The 13,357-nt window shown below is 33.3% G+C and carries 11 protein-coding genes; 7 read left to right on the top strand and 4 right to left on the bottom strand.

The window, feature by feature from the left end:
• Positions 1–34 precede the first annotated feature (34 nt).
• The gene (gene recQ, locus F9279_RS06435; protein WP_152111970.1) at positions 35–2,179 is read left to right on the top strand and encodes a DNA helicase RecQ; all 2,145 of its coding nucleotides are present in this window, start codon (positions 35–37) and stop codon (positions 2,177–2,179) included.
• Between the two features lie 475 nt (positions 2,180–2,654).
• Here the strand turns inward: recQ and F9279_RS06440 are convergent, their stop codons facing one another.
• Positions 2,655–3,839: an alanyl-tRNA editing protein gene (locus F9279_RS06440; RefSeq protein WP_152111971.1), complete on the bottom strand. Its 1,185-nt coding sequence runs from the start codon at positions 3,837–3,839 to the stop codon at positions 2,655–2,657.
• 237 nt (positions 3,840–4,076) lie between these two features.
• Between F9279_RS06440 and F9279_RS06445 the strand changes: the two genes are divergently transcribed.
• Entirely contained in the window at positions 4,077–4,262 is a 186-nt protein-coding gene (locus tag F9279_RS06445; RefSeq protein WP_152111972.1) for a cold-inducible protein YdjO-related protein, read from the top strand.
• A gap of 55 nt (positions 4,263–4,317) precedes the next feature.
• Here F9279_RS06445 and F9279_RS06450 read toward each other — a convergent pair whose 3' ends face one another.
• Positions 4,318–4,569 (bottom strand): transcriptional regulator SplA domain-containing protein, encoded by a 252-nt coding sequence (locus F9279_RS06450; protein ID WP_152111973.1) that lies wholly within the window; start codon positions 4,567–4,569, stop codon positions 4,318–4,320.
• A gap of 328 nt (positions 4,570–4,897) precedes the next feature.
• Between F9279_RS06450 and F9279_RS06455 the strand changes: the two genes are divergently transcribed.
• Positions 4,898–6,988 (top strand): PAS domain S-box protein, encoded by a 2,091-nt coding sequence (locus F9279_RS06455; RefSeq protein ID WP_413463197.1) that lies wholly within the window; start codon positions 4,898–4,900, stop codon positions 6,986–6,988.
• Positions 6,989–7,054: 66 nt separating this feature from the next.
• On the opposite strand, the gene F9279_RS06460 is transcribed toward F9279_RS06455, so the two are convergent.
• Positions 7,055–7,801, bottom strand: a complete 747-nt coding sequence (locus tag F9279_RS06460) for a hypothetical protein (RefSeq protein ID WP_152111974.1) — start codon at positions 7,799–7,801, stop codon at positions 7,055–7,057.
• Positions 7,802–7,946: 145 nt separating this feature from the next.
• A complete protein-coding gene (locus F9279_RS06465) occupies positions 7,947–8,183 on the bottom strand; it encodes a helix-turn-helix transcriptional regulator (protein ID WP_152111975.1) in 237 nt (78 codons plus the stop codon).
• A gap of 387 nt (positions 8,184–8,570) precedes the next feature.
• Here F9279_RS06465 and F9279_RS06470 point away from each other — a divergent pair, with 387 nt between their 5' ends.
• Genes F9279_RS06470 through pucD form a run of 4 tightly spaced genes read left to right on the top strand, consistent with a single transcriptional unit; the run spans position 8,571 to position 13,342 of the window.
• Complete coding sequence (locus F9279_RS06470; RefSeq protein ID WP_152111976.1) at positions 8,571–9,575, top strand: XdhC family protein; 1,005 nt, start codon at positions 8,571–8,573, stop codon at positions 9,573–9,575.
• Positions 9,572–10,183, top strand: a complete 612-nt coding sequence (locus tag F9279_RS06475; protein WP_152111977.1) for an NTP transferase domain-containing protein — start codon at positions 9,572–9,574, stop codon at positions 10,181–10,183. The genes F9279_RS06470 and F9279_RS06475 overlap by 4 nt, the downstream gene beginning before the upstream one ends.
• Position 10,184: 1 nt before the next feature.
• Positions 10,185–11,066, top strand: a complete 882-nt coding sequence (locus tag F9279_RS06480; RefSeq protein ID WP_152111978.1) for an FAD binding domain-containing protein — start codon at positions 10,185–10,187, stop codon at positions 11,064–11,066.
• On the top strand, positions 11,063–13,342 hold the full coding sequence (pucD, locus tag F9279_RS06485; RefSeq protein WP_152111979.1) for a xanthine dehydrogenase subunit D: 2,280 nt from the start codon (positions 11,063–11,065) through the stop codon (positions 13,340–13,342). The genes F9279_RS06480 and pucD overlap by 4 nt, the downstream gene beginning before the upstream one ends.
• Positions 13,343–13,357 lie beyond the last annotated feature (15 nt).

The raw sequence follows: 13,357 nt of genomic DNA on the forward strand, positions 1-13,357 counted from the left end.
TAGTCTTCGAACTTTAAATGGAGGAATTTATGAAATGATGAATCAAGCAATAGAAGTATTAAAACAATATTTTGGGTATAACCATTTTCGAAAAGGACAAGAAGATGTTATTAAGCACATTCTAACAGGTGAAGATGTTGTTTGTATTATGCCTACAGGCGGTGGGAAATCTATCTGTTATCAAGTACCAGCAATGGTTTTTCCTGGTGTGACAATAGTAATATCACCTTTAATATCCTTAATGAAAGATCAAGTGGATTCCTTAACAGAAGTAGGTATTCCAGCTACATATATTAATAGTACTTTAACCGTCCAAGAAATGAACGATAGATTGTATGATCTCAAAGCAGGAAAATATAAATTATTATATGTTGCTCCTGAAAGATTAGAAGCAGGTTTATTTGCAGAAGTAATGGATGAGATGCCTATTTCATTAATAGCAGTAGATGAAGCGCATTGTATCTCTCAGTGGGGTCATGATTTTCGACCAAGTTATGCTAAAATTGGGTCCATAATAAGTAGAATGAAGAAAAAGCCTGTTATAGCTGCACTAACAGCTACAGCAACACCAAAGGTTCAAGAAGATATTTGTGAGCAATTAAAGATTAATCCTAATAATAGTGTTAAGACAGGCTTTCAAAGGGAGAATTTATCTTTATCTATTGTAAAGGGTGCAGACAAACTTTCTTATATGGATTCTTTTCTTCAACAAAATAGAGAAGAATCAGGTATTATATATGCGACAACTAGACAGGATGTCGAAAAAATTCATGAGCGATTGTCCAAAAAGGGGTATTCTGTTTCCAAGTATCATGGTGGAATGAGAGATATAGAAAGAGAAGAACAACAACAATCTTTTATTAATGATAATAATCAAATAATGATTGCTACTACTGCGTTTGGAATGGGTATTGATAAAAGTAACATTAGATATATTATTCATTATCAATTGCCTAAAAATATGGAAGGGTATTATCAAGAAGCTGGAAGAGCTGGGAGAGACGGGTTAGCTAGTAAGTGTATATTGTTATATTCAGCACAGGATATTCGTATTCAACGGTTCTTAATAGAGCAAACTTCCTTCGATATGGACAAGCAAAAACAAGAAATAGAGAAACTACAGGCAATGATCAATTTCTGTCATACAGAGGGCTGCTTAGAACAATACATACTCCAGTATTTCGGTGAAGTTCACTCTGAAAAATGTGGCAGGTGCTCCAATTGTACAGATAATCGTTCGATGGTAGATGTAACGATTGAAACGCAAAAAGTTTTATCTTGTATGATTAGAATGGGAGAAAAATTTGGTAAAACAATGATAGCGCAAGTCTTAACTGGTTCGAAAAGTAAGAAAGTTATTGATTTTCAACTAGATAAGATTAAGACCTATGGATTAATGAAAGAAAAGTCAGCCAAAGAAATTAGTGATTTTATGGAATTTCTAATATCTGAACAATATATTGATGTTAGCCTAGGTTCTATGCCCATTTTAAAGGTTGCTAATAAAGGAAAAGAAGTTTTATTAGGTAATGTAAAAGTGATGAGAAAAGAGCAAATGCAGGTAGTTAGCATTACAGAAGAAAATGGTCTTTTCCATTTCTTAAGAAGTATACGCAAACAATTGGCAGATCAAGAAAAAGTTCCTCCATTTGTTGTTTTCTCAGATGAAACATTACGGAATATATCTTTATTAAAACCTTCAACATTAGAAGAATTCCGTCAAATTAAGGGAATTGGAGATCATAAGTTAAAAAAATACGGAGAAACTATGATCCATAGTCTGAATCAGTACCAGAGTGAGAATGAACAAGAAATTCAAGAAGTAAACACTCATAATAGTTTGTTGAAAAAGACTACTTCTAAGAAATCTGTGGAAAATTCCCATTTAGTAACATTGGAGTTGTTTCAAGAAGGACTTGATATCAAGCAAATTGCCAAGAATCGAGAATTGAATGTACAAACAATTGAGAATCATTTACTTAAATGTGGAGAAGAAGCAAGAGATATAAATTGGAACGTCTTTCTAAGCGACGAAGATCATAGCAAGATAATGGAGGTAGTGAACGAATTAGGAAATAGTAAACTCAAGCCGATTAAAGAAGCATTACCTTCAGAAATTTCCTATTTCATGATAAAAATTGCACTAATGTTAAATAGCCGAGATACCGTTAAGCATTAAGGAGTAAAGGTTATAAGCAAAGATTGAAAAGAGTTAGAACTCGAACTTTATATAATTATCTCCTAGTCTAGCAGTTATATTTTGTCTTAAGCTATTACAACTTTATATTCATATTGGAAGAGAATGGGACATTAAAGCTCAGGTTCAGAAAAAAACGAACTATTTATATAGTTCGGTCAGTTTGTAGAAAAAATATTTAGAAAGAAAAAATAGAATTTTTATCCACATAATTTACGTTCCAGGGGTGAGATTGTGGAAAAGCTGAGACACTGCAGGCTTTAAGCAGACCGTGGCTCAGCGCGAGCAGCCCCTATTCAGTAGAGTGTTTAATAGCCTACATTATATTCTCCCTAAAACGAGGGGTCTTTCGAGAAGATGAGCAGGAGAATATAAGTCTCCTGCTTTTCGTAATTTAATAAATTATCTATATATACTTAGGTACTAAATCTAGTAACCTAAAAAAGTATATATCGTTTTAATGTGATATTTCTTTCTGGATTAACTTACTTAATTCTTCCATACATAGAAGAAGGTCTTCAACTTTCTGGAAAGTTGCTTGAGCTAATAGTTGATTGCCACCGCCTTTACCTCCGTAATTAGAAACGAAAGATTTTATGTATTCACCACAATGAATAGGCTGACTTCCATTATGCTGTAAAAGTATTTTTCGATCCATTGCAGAAGCAAATAGTAAAATAGAAGAAGATTTAGTTATTAATAATTTTGCGAGCTGAGTAATGTCTTTCATGGATCTATCTTCAAAAACTTCTTTCACAATGTCCCCTTGGTTGTTTTCTAATAGGCTATGAACGAAATGTTCATTCATTTGGTTTTTTAGGTAGTCATTTTCTTTCACTAACTCTTTTTTCTCTTTATCTAATTTTTCTAAACGAGTGAAAAGCTCTAATTTATTCGTCTGGAACAATAAACTCATACGTTCTAATATCATATGGGCGTTCTGATAATCATTTCTTGCTCTTTCTCCGCTTAAAAAAAACAATCTTGTTTGCCCACGCTGTTTTTCTGTTTTTATCACCTTTAATAAATTAAGTTCGCCTGTTTGATTTACATGTGTACCAGCACATGCTGAGATATCAAGATTTTTAATATCTACAATGCGAATGTGATCTGTCACTTTAGGTAGTTTTCGTAAAGGGATTTCTGATAATTGCTCTTGTGTTACAAAATATGTGTCTATAGGAAGATTTTTCGTTATGTAATGGTTTGCTTTCTCTTCAATTAGAATCAATTGATCTGGAGTTAATTTATTTGTTTCTAAATCAATTGTCGTATAGTCCTTACCTAAGTGAAAGCTTACTGTAGGAATTTGATATAATTCCTCAATAACAGCAGATAATAAATGTTGTGCAGTATGCTGTTGCATATGATCGAATCTCGTTTTCCAATCTATTTCACACGATACAAATTTCTGTCCTGGCAATTTCTGAACAACATGATAAATGGTATTATTAATTATTTGAACATCCTCTACTTCTAAACCATCTATTTTCCCTATGTCTACAGGTTGTCCGCCACCTCCTGGATAGAAAGCAGTTTCTCCTAGTTCTACGAATATTTTATCTTTTTTTTCCATGGTACTAATGATAGTTGTATTCCAATTTATAATATAAGGGTCTGAATAATATAATTTTTTAGTCATCTTAAACTCCTTTGCCTAACTGCTTACTCCATTTTGAAAGCTTTTTAAAGAAGAGTTAAAACAGCTTTCTTCTTATCATAACATATTCTTTTCAAAGTACTATTTACACTTGTTTAAAACGGGATATATATATAACAAATCATGTTTAATGAAAGTGGAGAAAAATAGAAATACTGGAAAAAGAACATAAATGACGGGAGATTTGTTCATACTATGGTAAAAAGGAGGATATTACATATGTTTTTCAATAGAAAAGGGATGGAAGATAAACCAGAAGAGGTTTTATTAAGTATGGAAGTTTACGCTTGTGAATCATGTCATGGTTGGATGAGAAAAGACTTTGCGACAGATGATTTACTTTGTCCTTTATGTGGTGGAAATACTTCCATGGAAATGAGAGAATTGCCGCAAATAAGTAATTAATGATAAAAATAGGAGTGTTTCAATAGAAAGCAATCTATTGAAACACCTTTTATTGTTATTGAAGATATTGATCTTGATACATGGTTTCATAAGCATCTGATGCATCGTTTTCTGTACGGAACAAAGCATCATCATCCTCGATCGTGTGAAAGGTATCATTTAAGAACAAAGCTACTGCATTCGGATCTTTTGGGTGTGCAACAATTTCTGCTGGTTTGACATTTGAAACGGTTGGAGTATGAGGGTTATGGTAGATAACATATATTTCATCTCCTACTTGTAAATCTTTTGGGTCAATGGTTTCCATCTATAATTCCTCCTTTAAAATGAAAGAAAAGCTGTCTTCTTTAGATTGTTTGTTTTTCAAATGATTTTTATGATGGGAATATATGGGGAGGTCGAAAATAGAGGACATATATGTCAAAAGCTTGGAAAATCAGTTTCGTTCATCTCTTATTGTGACTTTTATGTGACTAAATTTACAGAAAAACACTTTTCTATACTATCTATTTGTTTTACAATCAAATAGATACATGATGGGTACATATAACCACCATTATGTTATTTTGATTAGTATAGGAGGATTATTGTTGTATAACTCCATTTTAGTATTAATTAGCATCCTTATTGTCTATATGGCATGCTATTCTTCCTTTGACTTATTTCAACTAGTAAAAAATGGGGAGAAAAACAGTCGTTTATTATTCTTAGCCTCTACATTCACCATGGGATTTGGATTTTGGATATTAAGCTTTATAAGCTTAATGGTAACAAATGTGAATGCAACTGCAAATTATCGGATACCAATTACTGCTTTATCAATGGTTGTAGGTATTTGCTTTAGTGGAATGGCTTTTTATGCACTGTTAGATAAAGAGAAAAAGAAAAGTAGAATTTTTGTATCTGGCTTATTTTTTAGTTTTTCCTTAATTTCTGTTTTAATTATTAGCTTATATTCCATTGGAAGTATGGTTCAATTTCATTTACCTTTATTAATGTTTTGCTTTATTTTATTATTTTTGGGTTTTTCCAGTTGTATATGGATGTCCTATTATCGAGTGAAACCACTATTTATACCAGAAAAATGGGTTCGGTTTTTTTGTAGCTCTATCATGACAATCATTTGCTTAGTTAACCATTTTCTCCTTTTAAAAACAATAGTGGCACCAATTATAGTGGAGCATATTCATGCTTATGAAGATAGCTTTATTATTTATGTTTCCTTATTTGTAGCTATTTTAGTCCTTGGTGGTTTAATAGGAACAAGTACATTAATAGGAGAAAAATTAGATGTTAATAACATAAATGTTCGTGATATGCAATTAGCATTAGATGAATCCTCTATAGTAGCGTTTACTGATAATAATGGAATAATTACGTATGTGAATGATAAATTTGTTGAGATTTCTAAATATACCCGTGATGAGCTTTTGGGTCAAAATCATCGACTTATTAATTCAGGTCACCATTCTGCTGAATTTTTTCGGGAACTTTGGGAAACGATTTCTAAAGGAGAAACATGGAGTGGGGAAATCTTGAATAAAGCAAAAGATGGCTCTTTTTATTGGGTGGATACTGTTATTGTTCCGTTCTTAAATAAAAAAGGAGCTCCTTATCAATATGTTTCTATTCGGAGAGATATCACAGAACAAAAGAAAATAAATCTACAATTAGAAGAATCGATCAGAGAAGTTAGTGATATTACCTTTGCTCTTGAACAATCAAGTATTATTGCTTTCACAGATAAACGTGGTGTTATTACAAAAGTGAATGCTAAATTCTGTGAAATTTCAGGATATACTCGTAATGAATTAATTGGAAATACCCATCGAATCATAAATTCTGGGTATCATTCCAAGGAGTTTTTTCAAAAGCTTTGGAGTACTATTTCCAATGGGGAGATATGGAAGGGCGAAATTCGAAATAAAACAAAGTTTGGAACTTATTACTGGGTAGATACAACCATTATCCCTTTCTTAGATAAAAATAATAAGCCTTATCAATACTTAGCCATTCGAAACGATATAACAGAAAAGAAGCGAACAGAAGAAGTATTACATCGTCAAGATAAGCTAGCTGCTGTTGGCCAATTAGCTGCTGGAGTGGCTCATGAAATTCGGAACCCGTTAACTTCTATAAAAGGATATACAGAATTTCTTAGTTTGGATGAACAGGATTCAACAAAGAACGAATACTTTACGATTATATTAGATGAAATAGACCGAGTAAATGCTATAGTAGAAGAGTTTATGCTTTTATCTAAACCATCTGAGCTACATTTAGAAAAAAAGTCTATTTTACCTATTATTGAACAAGTATCAACTATTTTAGATTATCAGCTTAGAAAAAGTAAAATAGCATTAGATATCATTCATGAAGAGGAACTGTACATGGTAGAATGTGATGGAAATAAACTAAAACAAGTGTTTTTAAACTTTATGAAAAATGCTATTGAAGCAATGCCACAAGGTGGTAACTTGTCTGTTCATATTAAAAAGGTACAAGAGGAAATACACATCTTATTTAAGGATAGTGGAATAGGAATGTCAAAAGAGCAAGTAAAAAGAATTGGAGAACCTTTTTATACAACCAAGAATAATGGAAATGGTCTTGGGTTAATGGTGAGTTTTAAAATTATCGAAAATCTCCATGGGAAAGTATATATAGATAGTGAAGAAGGAAAAGGTACAAGCTTTCATATAACATTACCAAATGCTGAGCTTTGAGTTAACATAAAATAAAAAGAGTCAGATTGCCGCTGAATTCGCGGAATCTGACTCTTTTATTTATCATTAGAGCTTTTCATCTTTTTCTTGTTGATCTAACTTAATAAAGAATCGTTGAACTGGTCTTGCGATGCTTTTCATATTTTCTTCCAGCTTACTTGTTAAATAGTGAATTCTTTCAAAGATTACTTCCTTAATATGATCCAGTTGTCTAGATAATTTACTAACATTTCCATTTGTATCTTCTATATTTTCTAGGATCGTTTGATGAAAAACCTCTTGAAGGATCAGTTTTTCCTCTAGTTTTGTGTAGATAACTTCACTTTGATGCATTTTTTCCTTCACTTCATTCGCAAGAATAGAAAATTCATCTGTTTTTTCTGTTAAATGAGAAATATCTCTGTCTTGATTAATTATTTGATCAAAAAGAGCAGTATTTCGTAGGGATTCCTCGTGTATTATTTCTTTTTGTTTCGCTTGAATCTGTTCCATATCTGTTAATTGAGCATAAATGCTGTTCGTTTGTTCGTTAAGGATAGATAACTTTTCCGATAATTCACCTGTTAGTACATGATGGTTTGTTAAGTTTTGCTCCATCTTATCTATTTTATCTTTTTGATAGTCTTGAGCTAAAAGAGTATGTGCTTGTAAAGCTTCAATAAGAGATGTCAGTTTTTCTGTTTGCTGCTGCTGGTTACTTAAATAGGATTTCATATAACTGTGCTGGTAGTGAGTTTGATTGTGAAAATGATTTTTATTAGAAGCTGGAAGGTAGATCTTCCCTGATTTTTCTGAATGATAAATTGTATGCATATTCCTCCTCCTTTCTTCTTATCTTATGAGAAGTGGGGGAGAAAGCGTGCATGGGGCAAAGAGGGGGGGAAGTAATGAGAAAATAATTACATTAGCTTATGTGTACTAAAGTACATGTAATTGCTTTCTATATACTTCTATTTTCTTACATAAATGGTGGAATACCTTTAGTGATTTCTGTCATTATAGAGGTAATGGATGCAATATCTTGATCATCTAAATTAAAGGATTGGCGAATTTTATTCTCCAAATCTTTACTAACATTCCTTTTTCCTACTTCTACTAAAGCAATAAGAGCAAAGCTACAGTTTACCACTCTAGCAAATTCTCTTTGAGTCATTTCATAATTTTTTCTAATGAATTTAATGATATCCTTATTCATGGTTCACCTCAATATAACTTCTTTCCTTATATAAAATTCCTATTCAATGAATGAAAGGGGGTTTCAATTGTATAAGTAATGTTTATCCATCCATCCCTACAATAGAAGAATTATAGATTAATAATGTCAAAATGTAAATATCTCAAGCATCTATTTTATAAGTATTATTGATTTTAGAAGACATTTTCCCTTAAATAAAGGATATAACACCTCTATAAAGATTTGTGTACTATAACTAAAATATTCTCCTTATATTATATAATACGTACAATGACATAAATTAGCTTTAGAATTAATATTTTAATAACATAACATGTGATAAAATATAACATGATGGTAAGAAACCAATTATAATGGATGTAAGTCTCATTTTTTCGGAGGGATTTGATGTCATCTGATCAATATGCCGTTATAGAATCTATAATAACAAGTAAAAAAGGGAGTTTCCTGGCAACCATTATGGCTGTGGAAGGTTCTGCCTATCGAAGAGAAGGTACTATGATGTTTATCTCTGAGAGTGGTATTGAAGTAGGCTTATTAAGTGGAGGTTGCTTAGAAGAAGATATCATGGCTAGGATTGCAGTTCTTGAGAAAGATAAAGCTTTTTTAATGAACTATGATTTACGATCAGAAGATGATTTAGGATGGGGTCAAGGTATAGGATGTGATGGAAGCATATGTGTTTTAGTAGAACCAATCACAAGCGATTTAATTCATGACTTTATTCAGATAAAAAATCAGCTCCGTTTAGGAAACGCAATGGAACATAAGAAATGTATTAATAAGGAACTCGAAATAGTAGAAAGTTGTACTTATAACAATGCTGAAAACTATTTCGAAAAAAGAGAGATGAAAATCCAGATAAATGAATTAGCATGTAACCTTTTTTGGTGGTCTAATGAAGATGAATTAATCTTTCAACAAACCTTTTTTCCTCCTCCGAGACTCATTATTTACGGAGCAGGTCCAGATGTATTGCCAGTTGTCTCTTATGCAACAAATGCAGGATTTTATGTAGTACTTGCTGATTGGCGAGAAGCTTACTGTAAGGAAGAAAAAATCCCTTTTGCTAAGGAATATATTATAGACTATCCAATAGAAGCGATGAAGAAAATTCAACCTACAACAAAGGATTATTGCCTCCTTATGACTCATAGCTTTAGTAAGGATCAAGAATTGGTGAATTATCTTTTCCCTTTAAAATTAAATTACCTAGGTATACTAGGATCAAAAAAAAGAACGGAAAAACTGTTAAATAAGCTAAATCCTCCAGAGTGGGTATATTATCCAGTTGGTTTACCAATAGCTTCTGAGAGTCCAGAGGAAATTGCCATTAGTATTGTTGCAGAGCTAATCTTAATAAAAAATACCAAAAAGCGAGTTGCTTTATGATTACGGCCATATATCTTGCTGCCGGAAGTAGTAGGAGAATGAGGAAAGCTAAACTTTCCATGGATTTAAATCAGAGTAAAGTGGGAGATTTAGCATTATCCGTTATTCTTCATTCAAATGTGATTGATTATGTCATTGTGGTTGTTAATCAGCAGGATAACTTAGAGTGGATCTCTAAAAGTAATATGGCAAGATTGGATAGTGGGAGTGGAGAAATAATTGTTTGCCCAGAAGCCGCGAGAGGGCAATCATACTCCTTAAAAAAAGGTTTTGAGATAGCGGTAACTAGGGGTGCAGATAAAATCCTTATTTGCTTAGCAGATCAACCTTTCATTACAGAAAAGCTATTAGAAACATTGGCAATTACAGAGTGGGATGAAAAGGACGATTTTATAGCTAGTTCTCATCATGAGATTGTAAAACCTCCTATCTTATTTCGGAGAGAGGTATACTCAAAAGTAAGAAAGTTAGAAGGTGATGTTGGAGCAAAGCGACTTATTCAGAAGGGCGAATTATACGGTAAGAAGATTGAATTTTCTGAAGAAAAGCTTTTTTATGATATAGATACAGAAGAAGATTATTTTCGGATTTTAGAAAGAAGGGATTGAAATGAAGGGACAAAAAGATTCTAATCTTACAATAGTTGATGTACCGAATAATCTTAATGAGTTTCAAGAAATGAAAAGTCCTAATAGCCTGATAATCGGTGGCGGTACATACATGCAGTTAAACTGGGAAGCAGGAATAAAAAAGCCGAAACGTATGATAAGTATCCATAAGTTATCGATACTACAAGCTATAGAAGAAGTGGAGTGGGAGGAGAAAGCATGTATTAAAATAGGCTCCTCTGTTACTATTGCTAGTTGTTTAAAAAGTCCACTTATAGCAAAATATGCGAGTATTCTATCAGAAGCTTGTCAAAAAATTGCTGCTCCTGCAGTACGCAATCGTGCCACTATAGGCGGAAATATTTGCAGTAAAGTAGGAGATTGTATTCCAGTTCTTTTAGCCCTTGATGCAAGGCTGCAGTTTTTTGGGGAAAAAGAATATACCATTTCGTTGAATGAGTGGTTAAGCTTGGAAAACTCTGATCCTGATGATTTGTTAGTTAGTATCCTAATTCCTTCAAAGAAACCTACTTCTATTCAGACATTTGCTTTTTTTCATAAAGTTGGAAGAAGAAAAGCATTTACAGCTGCCATTATTTCCATTGCTGGTTATATAGAATTAGAAAATAAAAAGATACAGAAGGTGAATTTAACGATTGGGGGCGGCTCTCATGTTCCCTGTCATATAGTGAAGGCAGAGCATGAGTTATTCCATGTAAATATAGAAAATATTAATTGGAAGAATCTTCATGAAATAATCAAAGCTGGTTTTTCTACATACACCGATCCATTCGTATCTGCGGAATATCGTAAAACGATTTCTGCAAATCTCTTTGTCACAAACTTAAAAAGAATGGTTCATTCATTGGAGGGAGACGGATGATCCTAAATAGTCAAAATATGGGCAATCGATGGAAGATTAGAAGAGATGGAGAACAAAAAGTAACTGGTAGTTTGCAATATTTAACAGATTTGTATTTTCCAGAAATGCTGTACGGCTCTGTCCTTAGAAGTGAGTATCCGCATGCTGAAGTTCTTTTCATTGATACGCAGGAAGCAGAAGCACTGCCTGGTGTTGTTGCTGTTATTACCTATCGAGATGTTCCAGGATTAAATGGATTTGGCATTGTCATTCAAGATCAGCCTGTTTTATGTGAAGATAAAGTGAGATATGTAGGAGATGCTATTGCAGCTGTTGCGGCTGAAACAAAGGAGATAGCAGAGCAAGCTCTTGCTCTCATTCAAGTGAAATATAAGGTATTAGAACCTATAACTGATCCTGAATTAAGCTTGTTAGAAAATACTACTAAATTACATCCTAATGGAAATCTCTTGCATTCCGCGATATTTGAGAAAGGAAGCTTAGAGTTAGAACCTATTTTTTCCTCTTGTAATGTAGTTGTAGAAGATGTATATGAAACACCTAGGCAAATGCATGTATACATGGAGACAGAAGGTGGAGTAGCGGTTCCAGAGAAGAATGGGGAACTAACAATATATGCTCCTACTCAACATGGATTTAAAGATCAATTGCAATTATCAAGAATTTTAAATATACCAAAAGAGAAAATTCGGGTAATCTCTAGTCCAATCGGTGGGTCATTTGGAGGAAAAGATGAATTAAATATTCAGCCTTATATTAGTATTCTAGCATTAAAAACAGGAAAACCAGTTAAAATTCATCAATCTAGAAGAATGTCTGTACTATCTAGTATTAAAAGACATCCAATGAAAATCTATATGAAAACAGGTGCAGACTCAACAGGGAAAATAGTGGCTCATCAGGTGAAAATTATAGCAGATACTGGCGCTTATGCGACATTAGGTCCTGCTGTTTTGGATTTTGCTGTTGAGCATAGTGCGGGACCATATCGTATGGAAAATATTTTAGTAGAGGGCTTCTCTGTTTATACGAATAATGGGGTAGCAGGTGAATTTAGAGGTTTCGGTGGAAATCAAATTACTTTTGCATTAGAAACGCAAATAGAAAGATTAGCTGAAAAGCTGAAGATGGACTGTACAATGGTGCGTGAAAGAAACATTCGAAATCAAGATGATCTAGGACCTGTGGAACAAGAAATTGTTCCGACTAATGGAGCAAAAGCAGTCTTGAAAGAGATTTTAAAATCTCCTATTCTAGCAAACAAAGATGCTAAGAAAGCTTCAAGTGAATTTATCATAAAAGGAACGGGCTATAGTATTACCATGCATGGTGGAGGATTGGGATATGGTAGACCAGACCCATCAGGTGCTAGGTTATCTTTAAATAAAGAAGGTAAACTGGAGGTTTCCTTTGGGTTTGAAGAATGCGGACAAGGCTTAATAACAAGTATTGAGATGATTATGACAGAAACATTCCAATGCAGTTCGGAAGACATAGAAATTATTATAGGTGATACTTCAAAAGTTCCCCATTCTGGGTCTTCCACTGCCTCAAGGTCGACAAGTATGGTTTGGCTGGGTATTAATAAGCTCAAAGAGGAATTTACAGATGCTTTATTAGTGCTTGCACAAAAATTTACTTCATTAAAAAAGGATACTCTTTATCTTGGAAAAAGTGGTGTGTGGGCGTTTGGAAAGGAACAAGAAAAAAACTCATTAGTAGTAACTTATAAGCAATTAGCTGAAACGGCAGAAGTATTGCCATTGGTTACCACTAATTATCACTTTCCAACTACTCCAAACTCTATAGATGGAGGTCATTATTTATATACATTTGCAGGTGTAGCATGTGAAGTAGAAATAGATGTGTTAACTGGAAGAGTAGTTGTAACAAAAATGGATCATGCGATATCTGCAGGACCAATTGTTAATCCAATGGGGTACTTAGGCCAAATTGAAGGTGGTGCAAGTATGGGGCTTGGATTTACCTTAATGGAAGATGCTGTGATGGAAAACAGTAGATATATGGTTGGCAATTTAGATAATTACTTAATTCCAACTATTATGGATATACCTAAACAAACAAATGTGATTGGAATAGAGGAACTATTAGCAGGAGATGAATTTGGACCAAGAGGGGTAGGAGAAATTGGAACAGTTGCTGTTGCGCCCGCTATTATTTCTGCCATTCATCAGGCTACAAATGTATGGATTACGAAATTACCGATAAATACCTCTGACATTTTAGCAGCTGTAAAGGACAGATTCATCATTTAAAAGAGGGAGTTGAGG

Source organism: Bacillus sp. B1-b2 (assembly GCF_009183415.1).
GTDB lineage: Bacteria > Bacillota > Bacilli > Bacillales > Cytobacillaceae > Niallia.

Excerpts from the sequence above, each read along its gene's own strand:
- recQ (WP_152111970.1), top strand. The coding sequence starts at position 35 with ATGATGAATCAAGCAATAGAAGTATTAAAACAATATTTTGGGTATAAC.
- F9279_RS06440 (WP_152111971.1), bottom strand. The coding sequence starts at position 3,839 with ATGACTAAAAAATTATATTATTCAGACCCTTATATTATAAATTGGAAT.
- F9279_RS06445 (WP_152111972.1), top strand. The coding sequence starts at position 4,077 with ATGTTTTTCAATAGAAAAGGGATGGAAGATAAACCAGAAGAGGTTTTA.
- F9279_RS06450 (WP_152111973.1), bottom strand. The coding sequence starts at position 4,569 with ATGGAAACCATTGACCCAAAAGATTTACAAGTAGGAGATGAAATATAT.
- F9279_RS06455 (WP_413463197.1), top strand. The coding sequence starts at position 4,898 with ATGGCATGCTATTCTTCCTTTGACTTATTTCAACTAGTAAAAAATGGG.
- F9279_RS06460 (WP_152111974.1), bottom strand. The coding sequence starts at position 7,801 with ATGCATACAATTTATCATTCAGAAAAATCAGGGAAGATCTACCTTCCA.
- F9279_RS06465 (WP_152111975.1), bottom strand. The coding sequence starts at position 8,183 with ATGAATAAGGATATCATTAAATTCATTAGAAAAAATTATGAAATGACT.
- F9279_RS06470 (WP_152111976.1), top strand. The coding sequence starts at position 8,571 with ATGTCATCTGATCAATATGCCGTTATAGAATCTATAATAACAAGTAAA.
- F9279_RS06475 (WP_152111977.1), top strand. The coding sequence starts at position 9,572 with ATGATTACGGCCATATATCTTGCTGCCGGAAGTAGTAGGAGAATGAGG.
- F9279_RS06480 (WP_152111978.1), top strand. The coding sequence starts at position 10,185 with ATGAAGGGACAAAAAGATTCTAATCTTACAATAGTTGATGTACCGAAT.
- pucD (WP_152111979.1), top strand. The coding sequence starts at position 11,063 with ATGATCCTAAATAGTCAAAATATGGGCAATCGATGGAAGATTAGAAGA.